This is a genomic window from Streptomyces sp. MNU89 (assembly GCF_020982505.1).
Classification (GTDB): Bacteria; Actinomycetota; Actinomycetes; order Streptomycetales; family Streptomycetaceae; genus Streptomyces; species Streptomyces xinghaiensis.
The window spans coordinates 3,328,867-3,345,450 of the sequence record NZ_JAJKLL010000001.1 but is presented as its reverse complement, the minus strand read 5'-3'; the positions used below and the strand labels follow the sequence as shown (position 1 = coordinate 3,345,450).

The following is a 16,584-nucleotide window of genomic DNA, read 5'->3' as shown; positions in this document are numbered from 1 at the left end:
TGGAGGGATGAGGAGCTTGCGCGGCGTGGTGACCGGTCTGCCGGAGTGGGACCGCTGCGCGGTGATGGGCGTGGTGAACGTCACGCCCGACTCCTTCTCGGACGGCGGCCGGTGGTTCGACACCGGGGACGCGGTCAAGCGCGGTCTGGAGCTCGTCGCCGAGGGTGCCGATCTGGTCGATGTCGGCGGCGAGTCGACGCGGCCGGGAGCCTCCCGGGTGGACGAGGCGGAGGAGCTGCGCCGGGTTCTCCCCGTGGTGCGCGGACTGGCCGCCGAGGGCGTGACCGTCAGCGTGGACACCATGCGGGCCTCGGTCGCGGAGCAGGCGGTGGCCGCCGGGGCGGCGCTGGTCAACGATGTGAGCGGCGGCCTCGCCGACCCGGCGATGGTGCCGGTGGTGGCCGGGGCGGGGGTGCCGTTCGTGGTGATGCACTGGCGTGGTTTCAGCCAGGACATGAACGCCCGTGCCGTCTACTCCGACGTGGTCCGCGAGGTCGTCGGCGAACTGCGGGAGCGGATGGACGCGGTGGTCGCCGGGGGCGTCGCGCCGGAACGGATCGTGATCGATCCCGGGCTGGGCTTCGCCAAACAGGCCGAGCACGATCTGGCCCTGCTCGCGGCCCTTCCCGAGCTGCGGAGCCTGGGCCGTCCGCTGCTGGTGGCGGCCTCCCGCAAACGCTTCCTCGGCCGGGTGCTGGCCGGCCCCGGCGGCAGCCCGCCGCCCGCCCGGGAACGGGACGCGGCCACCGCCGCCGTCTCCGCGATCTCGGCGCGCGAGGGCGCCTGGGCCGTACGGGTCCACGAGGTGCGGGCGACGGCCGACGCGGTGCGCGTGGCGCGCGCCGTCGAGGGGGCCGGGTGAGCAGGCCCGCCCGTAGCACCGACTACGAGCAGGTCGAGCAGGCCAACACGGCCCTCTACGAGGCCATGGAACAGGGCGACTTCGAGGCGCTCTCCGCGATGTGGCTCCCCGGTGACGTCAGTTGCGTGCACCCGGGGTGGCCGGTGCTGCGGGGCAGCGGCGAGGTGCTGCGCTCGTATGCGCTGATCATGGCGAACACCGAGTACATCCAGTTCTTCCTGACGGATGTCGAGGTGGAGATCGAGGGCGACACCGCGCTGGTGACCTGCACCGAGAACATCCTCAGCGGCGGGCCGGCCGAGGAGGAGGGCGAGCTGGGGCCGCTGGTGGGCCAGCTCGTCGTGGCCACCAACGTCTTCCGCCGCACCGGGGACGGCTGGCGGATCTGGGCCCACCACGGCTCGCCGGTGCTGGCGGACACCGCGGGGGAGGACGGCGAGCCGGACGAGGACGAGGAGCCGGGCGGCGCGGGCGGCACCGGGCTCGTCTAGGCGTTCGGTCCGGTGAGCGCTGTACGGGCGCCGTGCGGGTGCCGTCCGGGTGCCTTACGGGAGAAGTCCCGTGTTCTCCCGGGCTTCCCGCTCGCTCCCGGAAGGGTGTCGCAGTTCACCCGTTCGAGTCGCGCGGTGGCCGGGTAAGGGGTGAGAGCGTAGGTCACGGACCCCGGCGGGTCCGGCGGCGGCGAACCGAGCCGAGCCCCGCTCCCGGCGGCACCGTGGCACACGCGGGCACGGCCCGGGACGGGTGCTGTCGGTGGCCGCCGGTAGGTTTCCATCAGCGCGGCGCACCGGTCCCGGAGCGGGGCGGGGCCGCGGGGGACACCTGCGGCACACTCCGCCCGGCGTCCGTCCGTCCGTAACCGACAGCGGGAGTGATAGGCGTGGACCGAGTCGCGCTGCGCGGCCTCAGGGCACGCGGACACCACGGGGTCTTCCCCGAGGAACGGGAGAAGGGCCAGGTCTTCGTCGTGGACCTCGTCCTGGGTCTGGACACCCGCCCCGCGGCGGCCGCCGACGACCTCACGCTGACGGTGCACTACGGCGTCGTGGCCGAGGAGGTCGTCACCGTGATCCAGGGCGAGCCGGTCGAGTTGATCGAGACGCTCGCCGAGCGGATCGCGGAGCGCTGCCTCCGGCACGAGCCGGTACGGGAGGTGGAGGTGGTCGTCCACAAGCCGGACGCGCCGATCACCGTGCCCTTCGACGACGTGACCATCACCATTACCCGGAGCCGCCCATGACCACGAGCGACCCGACCGTGCAGCCCGTCCCCGCCTCGGTGGCCGACTGGGTGGACGCGGCGGACACCACGCTCTCCAATCCGAAGCGGGCCGTGATCGCTCTCGGCAGCAATCTCGGCAACCGCCTGGAGACCCTGCAGGGTGCGGTCGACGCGCTGGAGGACACCCCCGGTGTCCGGGTCAAGGCGGTCTCCCCGGTCTACGAGACGGAGCCCTGGGGCGTGGATCCCGGCACCCAGCCGTCCTACTTCAACGCCGTGGTGCTGGTGAGGACGACCTTGCCGCCGGGCTCCCTGCTGGAGCGGGCCCACGCCGTCGAGGAGGCGTTCGAGCGGGTGCGCGACGAACGCTGGGGCCCCCGGACGCTGGACGTCGACATCGTCGCCTATCAGGGCGTCCTCTCGGACGACCCGGCGCTCACGCTGCCGCATCCGCGGGTCCACGAGCGCGCTTTCGTGCTGGCGCCGTGGCACGACGTCGACCCGGCCGCGGAGGTACCCGGCCACGGCCCCGTGGCGGAGCTGCTGGACGAGGTCCCCGGCCAGGGGGTGGAGCGGCGCGCAGACCTGGAACTCCGACTGCCCGAGTAGCCGTTACCCTCGTGTCCACCTCCGGTGACCCGTGGTGCGGGGGTCGGTTCCCGTCCATCAGGAAGAGCGAGGCGAGCACTCGGTGAGGCAACTTCGGATCAGAGTGCTGGGCGGGATCTTCGCCGTCGCCGGTGTGCTGGCCTGGGCGGTGGCCGGTCTCTGGGACGCCTTCGGCTCGCTGCCGGGCGTGCCCTTCGCCGCCCCCGTGGTGCTGGCGGCCATCGCCGCCGTCCTCGCCGCCACCGCGCTGTCGCTGCGGAGCCGGCTGAAGGCCCAGCGGGAGCGGCAGCCGGGCGCGAAGGGCGTCGACCCGATGGTCGCCGCCCGGGCGGTGGTCTTCGGCCAGGCGAGCGCGCTGGTCGCCGCCCCGGTCGCCGGGATGTACGGCGGCGTCGGGGTCTTCCTGCTGACGAACGGCCTGGACGGCGGCAGCCGCGGCGACCAGGCCCTCTACGCCGGCCTCGCCGTCCTGGCGGGGCTGGCCGTGGTGGCGGCGGGCCTGCTGCTGGAACGGGTCTGCAAGCTCCCCGAGGACGAGGACGACGAGGGCGGCCCGGGAACGGCCCCGGCGTAACGGTCCCGGGGGTCCGGGCCGCCGCTCGGTGACAGCCGGCGGAGGCCACCGCCGTCGCGGCACCCGGCCGCCGCCCGCCCGGCGTCCATGGGGTGTTCGTACGGTGACCCGGAGGCGCCACCCCGGTCCGGGGCCACGGCTCACGGGGCGGACCGGGGAACCGCTCGGGGCCGCGCGGACCGCGGGAGACGGAACGGCGTGCGAGCGGTGCGATCCCGTCCGGCCCGTACGGCGCCCGGTCCGGCGACCCGTTGGACCGGACGCGACCCCGTCGGGGAGGGAGCCGGAGCCGGAGTACCCACGGTTCAGCGGCGGCGGGTGGTGCGCGGAGCCGGCTCGTGCACCGCCCCGGGAGGCGGCCGGTGGGCGAGAGCGCGGGAGGCCGAGGACTGCTCCGCGGCAAGGGAGTGCACCCGGCCACCGGAGATCCCGGTGCGCAGCCCCGCCGCTGCGGGCACGCGCGAGGTCCGGGCCACGTCGCCCGAGAGCCGGGACCGGAGCCCGGCGACGTGCGCCAGATGACTCCGCAACTGCTCCGGTGACATGTGCTCCACCGGCATGCGGGCCGCGGCGGACACGGCCGCCGGATGCACCGGTACCGGCGCGGCCCCCCGGCTCGCACCGCGCGGGTCGAGACCTGCCGAGCGCAGGGCGGCCGCGCGGGCGGCGGTGTCGGGGGTCTTTTCCGGAGAGGCGGGACCCCGTCGCTGTGGCTCGGCGGTATCCGGCCGTTCTCCGGCAGGGCGGTGGAGGTTCCGGTGCGCGGGGATGCGCCAGCTCACCGTGGCGTTGAGTTCGTTCACCGACACCTCCACCCGTACCCGCGCCGACCGCGCGCGGGCCGCCCTCGCCCGTGAGAGCGCCCGGTCCCGGTCGTGTCCCCGGGCGTGCCGGCGTTCCCGCTCGCGGTCGTGGAGCGCGGTGTCCGTCCCGCGGTGCCGGTCCTCGGGCGGACGTTCCCGCCCCGGGGCGGAGCGCCGGGTTTCTGATTCCGGTGTGCTCATGGCTGGATTCCTCCCGGGCGGCACGAGATCACGAGAGTATCGGTCAACTCCCGGGCACCGGCGGTCTTTTGCCCCGGAGGTCAGGAACCGCCCCGGCAGCGGGCCGGAAGCGGGGGAAAAGGGCGGTCACCGCCGGCTGCCCGTGTCACGAGGGGGATGACATTGTTCACATCCGTATGGCGCCGCGGCCCGCGCCGCGCCGCCGCTCTGCTGTCCTGTGCCGTGCTCACGGCGTGCGGTGGCGGCAACGGCACGACGGACGGGGCCGCGGCGGACGACGCCGCGCCGCGGGCGCGGGAGAGCAGCGCCGCACCGTCCCCGGTGCCGGCTCCTCCCGAACCGCGCGGCCCGGAACTGCGCTTTTCGGCGAAGAAGACGGCCGGATACCCCTTCATGGCCCGGGTCGTGTCGGCGCGGGTGACCCCGGACATCCCGCCCAGGGTCCCCTTCGCCGTTCCGGCCTCGTCCGGTACCACGTACGTGGAGGTCGTGGTCAAGCTGAGGGCGGCCGAGGCCGGACGGCGGACGATCGCTCCGCCGGCGGGCGTGTGGCTGGTGGAGTACCCGGCCTGCGACAAGGGGCGCGTCGCCGGCGAGAGGAGCGTCGCCTGCATGTCGGCCGAAGTGACCGATGGGTTCTACACCGAGCAGACCATGGCTTATCAGGGCATGGAGGGTGCTTACGACGTGGAGCCGTCCGGCACCATGCTCCGCGCCGACACCTCGTACTACACCCGGTTCTGGCAGATCGTTCCGGAGGACGCCGATCTCGGGGACTCCAGGCTGTGTGTGTCCCACACCCAGCCCAGGATCTGCGTTCCCCTCGGGGAGGTCGAGCAGTCCGGCGCCTGATCACGGCTCCCGGGGCGCCGACGGCTCCGAAGACCCCCGGGCCTGTCCGGCCGCCCGCTCGGCCAGCCGCCCCATGCGCCGCCGGGCCGCCTCCAGCTGCGTGATGTCGGCGGCGGCCGGACCGGCCACCGAGGCGAGCTCGGCCCAGAGGGCGAGCAACTCCTCGCCCAGCCGCAGCCCTTCGCGGGCATCGGTGACGGCACGCCAGGCGGCCGCCGCCTGGAGCACGCTCTGGTAGGCGCGCGGATCGCCCCGGTGGTGCCAGGCGCGGGCGGTGTCGAGGGAGATCGCCAGGGAGCGGGTGGGATCGCCGGCCAGATAGGCCACATAGGCGGACAGTTCCCGGAGGTGGAGCACATGCGGATGCCCCTCGCCGAAGGCCTGGACGGCGGAGGCCCCGCTCTGCTCGGCCATGGCCGCCGCCGACGTGATGTTGCCCAGGCGGATCGCCTCGTTGATCCGGGTGACCGCCTCGGCGAGGAACGCCGGGACCTCCGGCACGGCCTCCGGAGCGGTACCGGAGGGCTGTTCCGCGGAGGCCACGGGTACGGCCGGTGACGGCTCCGGGGCGGCGGCCGGCGGCTCCGGCAGCGGGGCGGGTGCGGGGAGGGCTCGGCGGCCCGGCCGGCCCGGCCGCGGCAGGGGGGTGGGGAGCCGGCGCGGGCGCGGCTTCCGTCACCAGCTCCGGCCGGTGGACCGGCTCGCCCGCGAACCGGCTCGAACCGTCCACCCGCACCTCGATGGGGGTGACATAACCGCTGCGCCCGTCGTGGACGGTGGCGAGCACCGCGTGCCCCGTGGCCATCGCCAGCCGGTAGAGGTAGTCGAGGACCGCTTCGTGCAGGGGTTCGCCCTCGGCGGAGACGACCGCCGTTCCGCCGACGGTGCACCTGCCGTCGGCACTGATGCGCACCTCGAAGGGCGCGGGTGCGGGCTGCGGGGCGGGTGACGGGGTGGTACCCCGCTGCCGGCGGCGGATCATGGCCATCTGGTGCTCACTCGGATCGGTCGGGAGAAGCGGTGGGCTGCGGACTCGGCACGGTGGCCGCCTCGACGACATTGACCTTCGAGACCCGCCAGGGCTTGCCCGCGCCGTCCCGTACGAGTTGCACGAAGGCGTGCAGCCGCGGCCCGGGGCCGCTCCAGCCGTCCCGGCCGCGGGCCTTGCCGGTGACGGCGAGCTGCCGCCATGCCGTGGTCGCGGTGTCGGTGGGTGCGTCGCCGTCGGTCTCCAGGGAGGTCTTCACCTGGGTCCACGCCTTGTGCTCCGCCCAGACGAGCCACTGGCCGCCCGCGCCGGCGGCGGGCCGGTACTCGCGCTCGGCGGCGGCGAGCTTCTCGGTGGCGTACCGGGCGGCCCTGAGGACGGCGTCGTGCGGGCTGGTGTCGTAGGCGGTGTCGTGGCTGTGGGCGGTGACCGCCCAGGCCGTGGCGACGGAGGTGGGGTCCTGGAAGTCGGCGTCCGGCGGATCCGGGACCTTCGCGCCGGGACCGAGCGGTTTGCCGCTGGGGACGGGGGCCTTGGCGGTGAAGGACGCCTCCGGCGAGACCTTGGGCGCGGGCTCCGCGGAGCCGCCGCCGAGCCCCGGCAGACCGCATCCCGCCAGCGCGAACAGCGCGGCGGCGGACACGGCCGCGGACACGACGGCGGAGCCGGCCCGCGGGGTGGCGCGGCGTGCGCCCGTCCGGTGCGTTGCCATGACCGTCCCCCTCATTTCCCGATCCATGGTGCCGGATTGACGTACTGGCCGTTCTGCTGCACCTCGAAGTGGAGATGCGCGCCCGTTGAGTATCCGGTGCTGCCCACGGCGCCGACGGGGGCACCCACCGTGACCTTCTGGCCCTTGGCGACGTTGATGGCCGACATGTGGTTGTACGTGGTGGCGATCGTCTTTCCGTCCATGGTGCCGTGGGAGATCACCACCCGGTTGCCGTATCCGGTGCTCCAGCCGGCGAAGGTCACGGTGCCGTCGAGGGCGGCGCGGACGGGAGTGCCGGAGGGGACTCCGAAGTCGATGCCCGTGTGGAGTTTGTTCACGCCGGTCACGGGGTGGACGCGCATCCCGTACGGCGAGGTCATCGGCGGGTTGCCGGCGAGCGGCATGGCCATCTTCCGGCCCGAGGGGATGGTCCCGCCGGTGCCCCCGCCCGCGGCCACGTCCTCGTACTTGGCGATGAGGGACTTGATGCGGGTGACATAGCCCCGGGTCTCGGTGTAGGGCGGTATGCCGCCGTACTGCTCGACGGCGCCCGGCCCGGCGTTGTACGCGGCGAGCGTCAGGTCGAGGGTGGGGCCGGCGGCGATGCCCCGGTCCTTGTAGCGCTCGACCTGCTTGGCCAGCGAGCAGTCGTAACGCCCCTGGGCCATGATCGCGTCACCGGGATCGAACGGCGAGACGCGGCCGTTGCCGTCGTCGTCCCGGCCCCAGGAGGTCCAGGTGCCGGGCATGAACTGGGACAGGCCCTGGGCCCCCACGGGGGATTCGGCGCCGGGGTTCCAGTTGGACTCGGCCTCGATCTGCGCCGCGATGACGGCGGGGCCGATCTCGGGGCACATCGCGCCGGCCCGGAGGACCCACGGTACGTACTCGGGGGGCACCGTTCCGGTCTTGAGGGCACCCCCGCCGGTGGCGCCGGCCTCCGTCCCCCCGCCGCTCACCGCCAGGAACAGCAGCACCGGCGCGAAGACCATGGCCCCCGCGCCGAGGGCCAGCCCTGCCAGCGCCCCCTTGTTGCCCTCGGACATCGCTCCCCCGTGTCTGCGCAGCCCTCAGTCGCACGAACTGACGTGCCGTGAGTAATATCCGGTGTTCACGTCACGAAATTATCTTGATGATGCTACTGATGCGCTCGAACTCCTGCTCGGGCGCGGTTCGTTGGGATGATGGCGTCGGCGAACACGGGGGAGAGATGAACCAACTGGTGGAGCGGGCTGCCCGGGGTGCGCCCTACGGTCCCGAGATCTGGGTGCGCGGCCCGCGGGCCGGAGCCGCCGGTGGCGGTGCCGGCCCGAGCGCCGGTGCGGTCGCCGCGGCGGAGGAACCCGCGCGGCCCACCGCTTTCGCCTGGGTGAACGCCCATGGCGGCGCGGGCGCGTCGACGCTGTCCGCGGTCCTGGGCGGCGCCGACTGCGGGAACCGCTGGCCGGACCCGGCGGAGGGCGAGCCGGTGGCGGTACTGCTGGTGGCCCGCACGCATGCGGCCGGTCTCCAGGCGCTGTCACAGGCCCTTGATACGTTCCGGCGGGAGAAGCAGCGGCAGGGTCTCGCTGTGGCCGCGGCCGTGCTGGTCGCGGACGCGCCCGGGCGGACGCCGCGTCAACTTGCGCAGCGCATCAAAGTCATCGGCTCGGTTGTCGAGGTCCACCGGGTTCCGTGGATCCCCCAGTGGCGCACCGGCAATCTCGACGCGCCTCTGCCGCGGGAACTGTCGTCCCTGGCCCGTCTCGTCTCCGGTCCGCACCAACCAACGGGGGGAACACAGTGATGCAGGCATGGCCCAGCGGGGTGCTGCTCGCTCAGCCCCCTTCCACCGTGACCGGGCCTCTCAACGAGGTGCTCGCCGCGATCGCCTGGCTGGCGACGGCGGCCGGCGTCGCCGGTCTGCTCTTCGTGGGCATTCGTATGGCCATCTCGCTGCGGCAGGGGGAGGGCCAGGAGCACCTGGTCCAGTTCGCCATGGTGATGGGGGCGTGCATCATCGCCGCGACGGCGGGGCCGATCGTCGCTTTCGTGAAATGACGCCTCTTCCTCGCGGGTGTGCGTCTGTCATGAGCGCATCACCCATCCCGGCATCCGCCTGATCACCCACGACGGGCGCGTTACCCCTGCCGCGTCGCGCGGCAAACCGAGTCAACCGAAGGAGCAGCACGTGCTGAGGGAACGCATGTACCGGTACCTGGCGGACGGCGGCGTCCCCGATCCCAGCCCCAACGCCCCCGACGCCCTGACGAACAAGGTCGACACGGTCCTGGGCATCGTGGCCTGGGCCGGCACCGCGGCGGGTGTCGCCGGCGTCCTCATCACCGGCGCCATGATGTCGATCTCCATGCGGCGGGGTGAGGGCTCGGAGCACATGGGGCGGCTCGGCATGGTGCTCGGCGGCTGTGTGCTCGTCGCCGCGGCCGGTCCGCTGGTCAATTTCGTCTTCGTCTGATCCCACGGAGGGCTGAGCGATGGTCAGGATGAACCGCGGGCGTGGCGAGAGCGGTGAGTGGGAGAAGCCCTTCTGGCAGCAGCGGGGGTGGGTCCTGTCCGCCGGGTTCCTCCTCTCACTCGCCGCTCTCGGCGGTGTCGCCGCCCTGGCGGGCGGCGGTGAGGACGGTAGCCGCGGCACCGAGGCGGCTCCCGCCGGCACGCCATCGGCGCCGCCGACCGCCGGAGGCGGCTCGGACGGGCGCCCGGAGGGGTGCGGCACTGACGACAGCGATCAGGACACTCCTACGGAGCCGCCGAAGGACCTGAAGTGGAAGAGCGTGGGATCCTCCCGGGTCCCCACATCCGCCTCGGTCGGTCCCACATCTTTCGAGGGGCGGGTGTGGTCCTGCTACGCCCGGACACCGATGGGTGCCGTCATGGCAGTGCACGGTATCTCGAGCCAGATGAGCTATCCGGGATGGCGGGATGTGGTCGAGAAGCAGTTCGTCCCGGGGAATGGCACGGACGCCTTTGTCGAGAAGAGGTCCAAGCTCAAGGACACTCCGCTCACCGAAGGCCCGGACAAGGGCAACTATGTGGGCTTCTCGGTTCTTTCATACTCCGAAAACCAGGCTGCCGTCATGATGCTCATGGAGATCGATGGCGACCACCTGAGCACCTCGCTCTCGGTCAAGTGGGAGGCAGGCGACTGGAAGCTGCTCCCGCAGTCCAACGGATCCATTACCTCGGCCTTCTCCCGTGCGAGCGGGACAAACGGATTCGTCCTGTGGGAGACGCCCGATGAGTAGCCGCGAAGATCTTCCAAGTCCGGGTGAGGTGGCCGACTGCGCGACCAGTCCGTTCGAGTGCGCCGGCAAAGTCACGGACAAGGTGACCGACGGCATCTCAGGCGCTGTCGACGACGCGGCCAACTCGGTCGTCGGCAGCGCCGTAGAGGCGTTCGCCCGGGCCATCGGCAAGGCGGTGTCGAGCATCCTCCAGGAACTCCACGGAGTATGGCTCGACATCGACATGGAGTCGACCGATCCGGCGAACAAGATCGCAGACCAGGTCGACTGGCTCGTTTGGTACATCGCCGTCGCGTCCCTCCTGATCGCGGCGATCAGAATGGCGGTGGACCGCAAGGGCCAGCCCATGCAGCAGGCCTTCAACGGCTTGTGGAAAGTCATTCTCGTGGGCGCCACCGCCACCTGGGCGGTGCAGAAACTGTCCCAGGCCTCCGATGCCTACGCCAGGTACCTCTTCGACCAGTCCTCCATGGGCGCCGATGGCGCGGAGTTCATCGGCGCGGGGGTCATCGGGGCGATGGTGACCGGGAATCCAGGGCTCATCATCATTCTGGGACTCCTCATCGTCCTGGCCACCTTCGTCCAGATGATGCTGATGTACCTGAGGATCGGTGTGGTCCTGATCCTGGTCGGCACGCTGCCACTCGCGGCCGCCTCATCGATGACCGGCTGGGGCGCCGGCTGGTGGAAGAAACACATCGGGTGGCTCGCGGCCTGGCTGCTCTACAAGCCGGCGGCGGCACTGATCTTCTTCTCCGCCGCCAAGATGACGGAGGAGGGCTCCGACGTCAGCCAGGTCGTCGCCGGCCTCGGCATGATCCTCATGGCCGTGTTCGCGCTGCCCGCCCTGCTCAAGCTGATCGTCCCCGCCACGGCCGCCCTCGGCGGGACCTCCGGCGGGACGGTCACCGTCAGTGCCGTCAACAACGTCGCCAGCGGCGCCGTCAGCATCGCGGGCGGTGCGGTCGGCGGCGGCGGCGGTGGCGGAGGCGCCGTGATGGGCTCGGGCGGCGGCAAGAGCGGCGGATCCGCCTCCAGCGGCCCGAAGGGCTCCCCGTCCACCGGTGCCGGACAGTCCGCCGGCGCTTCGGGCGCCGGCGGCAAAGCGGCCGGAGCGGGAGCGGGAGCGGCCGGGGGAGCGGCGACCGCCGGGGCGGCCGCCGGTGTGCAGGCCGCGGCCGTGGCCGCGCAGACGGCCGTCGCGGCCGGTACCCAGGTGCTCAATTCGCTGGATGACAACGACGGAAACAAGGGCCACAACGAGTAGTCGTTCCCTCGTTGCCTCCGGCCCGACACGGAAGGAAGTTCATGTCCACCGACGCCGCAACGCGTCCTACGTACGGCAACTGGCGGCTGCCCCGCCGCCCCGGCCTGGGGCCGCTCGGGCTGCTCGGCACCGTGATCTCCTTCGGCGGGCTGGTCGTCGTCCTGCTCGCGTCCCTCATCTCGCTGGCCGCGGCGGTCACCGTCCTGGTGCCGCTGCTGCTGATCGTCGCCCCGCTGGCGCTCCGCACGGTGGACGGCCGGAACGTGTACCAGCTCCTCGCCGTCCGCATCGGCTGGGCCCGGCGCAAGGCCAAGGGCTCCCACGTCTACGTCTCCGGTCCGCTCTCCCGCCGGCCCGGGGGACGCTTCTCCCCGCCCGGCATGCTGGCCCGCGTCAGGATGCGGGAGGGCCGGGACGCGTACGACCGGCCGTTCGGCGTGATCCATCACCCGGGCCGCAACTTCTACACCATCGTGCTCTCCTGCGAGCCCGACGGCGGTTCCCTCATCGACGCGGAGCAGATCGACATCTGGGTGGCGTCCTGGGGCGACTGGCTGGCCCGGCTCGCGCACGAGCCCGGCCTGCGCGGTGCCTCCGTCGTCGTCGAGACCGCACCCGACACCGGGACCCGGCTCGCGGCCGAGGTCCTGCCGAGGATCTCCCCGGACGCCCCGCCCGCGGCCCGCGCCGTCATGGAGGAGGTCGTCGAGCGCTACCCCGCGGCCTCCTCCGAGATGCACACCTACATCACGCTCACCTACGGCACGGTCGGCACCCGCCGCGATCCCGACGAGGTCATCACCGACCTCGCCATGCGGATTCCCGGCCTGCTCTCCGGGCTGGTCGCGGCGGGCGGCGGCGCTGCCGCGCCGCTCTCCGCCGAGCGGATCGCCGAGGTGGTCCGGGTCGCCTACGACCCGGCGATCGCCCCCGACGTGCTGACGGCCCGGGCAGAGCACGGCGGAACCGGCCTGGAGTGGGAGGACGCGGGGCCCGCCGCCGCCGTCGAGACGGCGACCTCCTACGAACACGACTCCGGTGTGTCCCGGAGCTGGCTGCTCACGCTGGCGCCCCGCGGCACTGTCCGCTCCAGCGTGCTGCGCGGGCTGCTGGAGCCCGCGCAGGGCACCCGCCGCAAGCGGGTCGCGCTGATCTACCGGCCGATCGACCCGGCGACCTCCGCCCGGATCGTCGAGGCGGACCGGCGCACCGCCCACTTCTCCGCCTCCTCCGGGCGCGGCCTCGTCCAGGCGCGGGCCTCGTCGGAGATCCGGGCCGCGGAGCAGACCGCCGCCGAGGAGGCGTCCGGCGCGGGACTCGTGGAGTTCTCCCTGATGCTCACGATCACCGTGGACACCCCGGAGCAGCTGGACGACGCCGCGACCACCGTACGGAATCTCCAGGCCTCGTCACGCGTCATGATGCGGCCCGCCGACCGCATGCAGGCCTCCGCCTTCACCTGCACCCTGCCCGTCGGCATCCTGCCGTGGGAGCACACCCTGATGCCGCGAGAGATCCGGGAGGCGCTGTGAGCACGCGCAAGCGGCAGCCCCGGCAACAACCCGCCCCGCGGGCACCGTTCGTGCCCTCCAGGGGCTGGCCGGGGCCGGGCGGCGGGCAGGTCGCCCACCTGGACCCGCCGGCGATGTGGCGCGCGACGACCGTCCAGGCCTGCGGGCTCTGGCCGTTCGCGGCCGGATCCGGCGCGCCCATGACCGGCGTACCGCTGGGCCAGCATCTGCACACCGGCGCGACGGTGTGCGGGGACCCCATCTCCTGGTTCACCCGGGCCCGCTACATCTCCAACCCGTCGCTGTTCATGCTCGGGATGCCCGGTCTCGGCAAGTCGACCCTGGTCAACCGGATGCTGATCGGCCTGGCCGCCACCGGCGTGGTCCCGCTGGTGCTGGGCGACCTCAAGCCCGACTACGCCGTCACCGTACGGGCCCTGGGCGGACAGGTGATCTCCATCGGCCGGGGGGTCGGCGGCATCAACGTCCTCGACCCCGGTGCCATGGGCGAGGCCGCCGAGCGCATCGGCGGCGACGCGGGCCGGGTCCTGCTGGCCGAGGCCCACGGCCGGGTACTCAACATGGTCGCGGCGCTCGTCACCATCGTCCGCAACCGGCCCATGGACGACCACGAGCAGTCGGTGCTGTCGGCCTGCCTGCACCATCTCCGCGAGCGGACGAAGCCGGGACGCGCGCCGCTCCTGCCCGACCTGCTCAAGGTGCTCGACGAGGGACCGGACCGGGTGCGCGCGGTCACCCTGGACCGCGGTGACGAGACCCGCTACCGCCAGGCCGTGGACCCGCTGCAGCGCTCGCTGCTCGGCGTCCTCGACGGCCCGCTCGGCGACACCTTCTCCTCGGAGACGTCCACCCGCATCAACCCGAACGCGCCCGCCGTCTGCATCGACATCTCCCGCATCGGCGAGGCAGACACCCAGCTCACGGCGGCGGCGATGCTCGCGGCCTGGTCGGACGGGCTCGGCACGGTCGCCGCCGCGCACGCCCTGGCGGACGCCGGACTGGCGCCGCAGCGCTGGTTCTTCACCGTGCTCGACGAACTGTGGCGGCCGCTCCGCGCGGCCTCCGGCATCGTCGAACGGATCGACGCCCTCACCCGGCTCAACCGCTCGCTCGGTCTGGGGGACGCCAAGATCACGCACACCCTCAAGGACGCCGAGGCGCTGGGCAACGAGTCGGACCGGGCCAAGGCCCGCGGCTTCGTCGAGCGGGCCGGCATGGTCGTGTGCGCGGGGCTGCCGCGGAACGAGATGCAGGAACTCGGCAAGGTCGTCGGCATGTCGGAACGGGAGATCGACCTGGTGTCCTCCTGGTCCTCGCCCCCGGGATGGGCCTCCGCGAGCGGGAACGAGGAGCCACCCGGGCGGGGCCGCTTCCTGATCAAGGTGGGCGGGCGGCCGGGTATTCCGATCAAGGTCGCCATCACCGAGACCGAGCAGCGGCTGCACGACACCAACACGCGCTGGGCGGGCAAGGACGACCCGGCCCACGAGAGTCTGGAGGGCCGCCGATGACCGCCCGTTCGGGGCGCAAGGGCACCGGGGCGGGCGCCGACGAGATCCTGCCGTGGTTCATCGTCGGTGCGGCAGCCCTCGTCGGTCTCGTCTTCTCCGGTGTCTGGCTCGGCGGCACGCTCGGGGCCGCGGTCTCCGGGGCCGGCTGGAACCCGCCGCCGTTCTCCCTGTCGACCCTGACGGCCCTCACCCGTGAAGGCCCGGGCGAGCTGTGGCCGGGCGCGTCGCCGGGAGCCGTGGTCGCCGGCATCGCGGTGCTGTTCGGCTCGGGGGTGGCGCTGGTCGTCCTGGCGCTCCTGGCGGTACGGCGCCGGCTGTCGAAGCCCGCCGGGCTGGCGGGGCGGCGGGAGCTGGCGGCCATGCTTCCCAAGGGCGCCGAAGCCCGTGCCAGGGAACTGCGGCCGGCGCTCGCCGGGCAGAAGCGGATCGACGCCGACGACACCGGGAACCTGCTGGGCAACCTGGAGCCGGGCGGACCGGAACTGCGCTCCTCGTACGAGGACGTGGAACTCGACCTGATGGCGCCGCGCTCCGGCAAGTCCACCGGTATCGCCGTACCGCGCGTGCTGCGCGCCCGGGGCTCCGTCCTGCTCACCTCCAACAAGGCGGACGTCTACAGCGTCACCAGGGCCGAACGCGAACGCACCGGCACCGTCTGGACGTTCGACCCCCAGGGCATCGCCCACACGCCGCGCGGCATGTGGTGGGACATGCTCGCCGACGCCGGCACGATCGAGGGCGCGCGGCGGCTGGCCGGCCACTTCGTCGCCGCCGTCAACGACGACGCCTCGAAACGCGACTTCTGGATCTCCGCCGCGCAGAACACGCTCACCGCGCTCTTCCACGCGGGGAACCGGGGCGGCCGGACGGTCTCCGACGTGCTGGGCTGGCTCGCCGACCCGGCCGACCGCACCCCCATCGATCTGCTCAACGACGCCGGCATGACCGCTCTGGCGGACCAGTTGCGCGGCACCATCCAGGGCGCGGTGGAGACCCGCGACGGCATCTACGAGACGGCACGCCAGTGCGCCGCGTGCCTGCTCGACCCGGCCATCGCCGCCTGGGTCACCCCCGACCCGCGGGTGCCGCAGTTCCGGCCGGAGCGGCACGCGCTGAGCCGGGACACGCTCTACCTGCTCTCCAAGGACGGCGGCGGATCGGCGGCCGGCGTCATCGCGGGCCTGGCCGACTCCGTACTGCGCGCCGGTGTCGTCGCCGCGGAGCGCCAGGGCGGCCGTCTGGAACCGCCGATGACGGCCGTGCTGGACGAGGCGGCCAACGTCTGCCGGATCTCCGATCTGCCCGACCTCTACAGCCACTTCGGCTCCCGCGGCATCAACATCGTCACCCTGCTGCAGAGCTACCGGCAGGGCAGCCGGGTCTGGGGCGAGGCGGGCATGGACGCGCTGTGGAGCGCGGCGACGGTGAAACTGCTCGGCGCGGGGCTGGACGACGCGGACTTCGTCGAGAAGGTGTCCCGGCTGGTCGGTGAGCACGACGTCAGCACGGTCAGCTACTCGCGCAGCAAGGACGGCCGGTCCCGCTCCACCTCGTACCGGCTGGAGCGGGTGCTTCCCGCCGACCGCATCCGGGCCCTGCCCAAGGGGACGGCCCTGCTGCTGGCCACCGGCGTCAAGCCGGCCCTCATCCGGCTCCGCCCCTGGTACAAGGAGCCGGGCGCCGAACGGATCCAGGCCGCGGCTCGGGCCGAGATGCAGGCGATCACCGCACGGGCGGCGCAGGAGGTGCTGAAGTGACGACGGAACTCCGGCCGGCCGGTGAGCAGGGCCGGGAAGACGGTGGGCAGGGCGGGGAACAGGACTCGGGGCCCGCGTTCATCCTCTACCTGGACGGCGAGGACTACGCCGTGGCCATGGAAGGGCTCACCACCTGGGTGCACGATCTGCTGCTGCCGGTGTACGGCCGGGAGGTCTCCTCCTCCTCGCCGTGGTGCCCGCAGTGGTGGGAGCACCTGGAGGCGGTGGCACAACTCCACGCCCTGTGGATGGCCTGGCAGGAACTCACCGATCCGGCGGCGGGGATGAGCGGTCCGGCGGTGTGGCACCGTGACTACCTCTGGCCCCTCATGCACACGCTCCGCGACCCGAACGGCCCGTTCGCCGGCTGCCGCGCCGGCGGCCACCGGCCGAAGGGGATGCCGCCCACGGAGCCGTATCCGGGCTGAGCGGGATCATGCTGGTGTCCGA

General features: G+C 73.0%; 19 protein-coding genes. 15 read left to right on the top strand and 4 right to left on the bottom strand.

The features are described 5' to 3' along the window. The first annotated feature begins 7 nt into the window (after positions 1-7). From folP to E4N63_RS14315, 5 genes are all read left to right on the top strand, one after another. Entirely contained in the window at positions 8-862 is an 855-nt protein-coding gene (gene folP / locus E4N63_RS14335; RefSeq protein ID WP_230240848.1) for a dihydropteroate synthase, read from the top strand. Next, positions 859-1,353 (top strand): nuclear transport factor 2 family protein, encoded by a 495-nt coding sequence (locus E4N63_RS14330; RefSeq protein ID WP_043467296.1) that lies wholly within the window; start codon positions 859-861, stop codon positions 1,351-1,353. The genes folP and E4N63_RS14330 overlap by 4 nt, the downstream gene beginning before the upstream one ends. Positions 1,354-1,742: 389 nt before the next feature. Then, the gene (gene folB / locus E4N63_RS14325; RefSeq protein WP_125626150.1) at positions 1,743-2,102 is read left to right on the top strand and encodes a dihydroneopterin aldolase; all 360 of its coding nucleotides are present in this window, start codon (positions 1,743-1,745) and stop codon (positions 2,100-2,102) included. Continuing rightward, complete coding sequence (gene folK / locus E4N63_RS14320) at positions 2,099-2,692, top strand: 2-amino-4-hydroxy-6-hydroxymethyldihydropteridine diphosphokinase (RefSeq protein ID WP_125626149.1); 594 nt, start codon at positions 2,099-2,101, stop codon at positions 2,690-2,692. Before folB ends, folK begins: the two co-directional genes overlap by 4 nt. Positions 2,693-2,774: 82 nt before the next feature. Continuing rightward, entirely contained in the window at positions 2,775-3,266 is a 492-nt protein-coding gene (locus tag E4N63_RS14315; protein ID WP_043467305.1) for a DUF3180 domain-containing protein, read from the top strand. 305 nt (positions 3,267-3,571) lie between these two features. Here E4N63_RS14315 and E4N63_RS14310 read toward each other — a convergent pair whose 3' ends face one another. After that, positions 3,572-4,270 carry a hypothetical protein gene (locus E4N63_RS14310; protein ID WP_230240847.1) on the bottom strand — a complete coding sequence of 233 codons (699 nt, stop codon included), beginning with the start codon at positions 4,268-4,270 and terminating at the stop codon, positions 3,572-3,574. Between the two features lie 156 nt (positions 4,271-4,426). On the opposite strand from E4N63_RS14310, the gene E4N63_RS14305 reads away from it, so the two are divergent. Then, positions 4,427-5,122, top strand: coding sequence for a hypothetical protein (locus E4N63_RS14305; protein WP_230240846.1), 696 nt, complete (start codon positions 4,427-4,429; stop codon positions 5,120-5,122). On the opposite strand, the gene E4N63_RS14300 is transcribed toward E4N63_RS14305, so the two are convergent. From E4N63_RS14300 to E4N63_RS14290, 3 genes are all read right to left on the bottom strand, one after another. Continuing rightward, positions 5,123-5,665, bottom strand: coding sequence for a hypothetical protein (locus tag E4N63_RS14300; protein ID WP_230240845.1), 543 nt, complete (start codon positions 5,663-5,665; stop codon positions 5,123-5,125). Positions 5,666-6,117: 452 nt separating this feature from the next. Beyond that, positions 6,118-6,822 carry a hypothetical protein gene (locus E4N63_RS14295; RefSeq protein WP_230240844.1) on the bottom strand — a complete coding sequence of 235 codons (705 nt, stop codon included), beginning with the start codon at positions 6,820-6,822 and terminating at the stop codon, positions 6,118-6,120. 11 nt (positions 6,823-6,833) lie between these two features. Then, on the bottom strand, positions 6,834-7,868 hold the full coding sequence (locus E4N63_RS14290; protein WP_125624971.1) for a M23 family metallopeptidase: 1,035 nt from the start codon (positions 7,866-7,868) through the stop codon (positions 6,834-6,836). 164 nt (positions 7,869-8,032) lie between these two features. On the opposite strand from E4N63_RS14290, the gene E4N63_RS14285 reads away from it, so the two are divergent. The 9 genes from E4N63_RS14285 to E4N63_RS14245 all read left to right on the top strand — a co-directional run bounded on the left by E4N63_RS14285 (position 8,033) and on the right by E4N63_RS14245 (position 16,562). Further along, complete coding sequence (locus tag E4N63_RS14285) at positions 8,033-8,608, top strand: DUF6668 family protein (protein ID WP_230240843.1); 576 nt, start codon at positions 8,033-8,035, stop codon at positions 8,606-8,608. Beyond that, positions 8,608-8,862, top strand: coding sequence for a hypothetical protein (locus tag E4N63_RS14280; RefSeq protein ID WP_125624975.1), 255 nt, complete (start codon positions 8,608-8,610; stop codon positions 8,860-8,862). The genes E4N63_RS14285 and E4N63_RS14280 overlap by 1 nt, the downstream gene beginning before the upstream one ends. A gap of 145 nt (positions 8,863-9,007) precedes the next feature. Then, a complete protein-coding gene (locus tag E4N63_RS14275) occupies positions 9,008-9,277 on the top strand; it encodes a hypothetical protein (RefSeq protein WP_043467395.1) in 270 nt (89 codons plus the stop codon). 19 nt (positions 9,278-9,296) lie between these two features. Continuing rightward, positions 9,297-10,067, top strand: a complete 771-nt coding sequence (locus tag E4N63_RS14270) for a hypothetical protein (protein WP_125624977.1) — start codon at positions 9,297-9,299, stop codon at positions 10,065-10,067. Beyond that, entirely contained in the window at positions 10,060-11,334 is a 1,275-nt protein-coding gene (locus E4N63_RS14265; protein WP_230240842.1) for a hypothetical protein, read from the top strand. The genes E4N63_RS14270 and E4N63_RS14265 overlap by 8 nt, the downstream gene beginning before the upstream one ends. Positions 11,335-11,375: 41 nt before the next feature. Further along, positions 11,376-12,866: an SCO6880 family protein gene (locus tag E4N63_RS14260; RefSeq protein ID WP_125624979.1), complete on the top strand. Its 1,491-nt coding sequence runs from the start codon at positions 11,376-11,378 to the stop codon at positions 12,864-12,866. Beyond that, a complete protein-coding gene (locus tag E4N63_RS14255) occupies positions 12,863-14,377 on the top strand; it encodes an ATP/GTP-binding protein (protein ID WP_308188692.1) in 1,515 nt (504 codons plus the stop codon). The genes E4N63_RS14260 and E4N63_RS14255 overlap by 4 nt, the downstream gene beginning before the upstream one ends. After that, a complete protein-coding gene (locus E4N63_RS14250) occupies positions 14,374-16,134 on the top strand; it encodes a type IV secretory system conjugative DNA transfer family protein (protein WP_125624981.1) in 1,761 nt (586 codons plus the stop codon). Before E4N63_RS14255 ends, E4N63_RS14250 begins: the two co-directional genes overlap by 4 nt. Positions 16,135-16,250: 116 nt before the next feature. Next, positions 16,251-16,562, top strand: coding sequence for a DUF4913 domain-containing protein (locus E4N63_RS14245; protein ID WP_125624998.1), 312 nt, complete (start codon positions 16,251-16,253; stop codon positions 16,560-16,562). Positions 16,563-16,584: the final 22 nt, after the last annotated feature.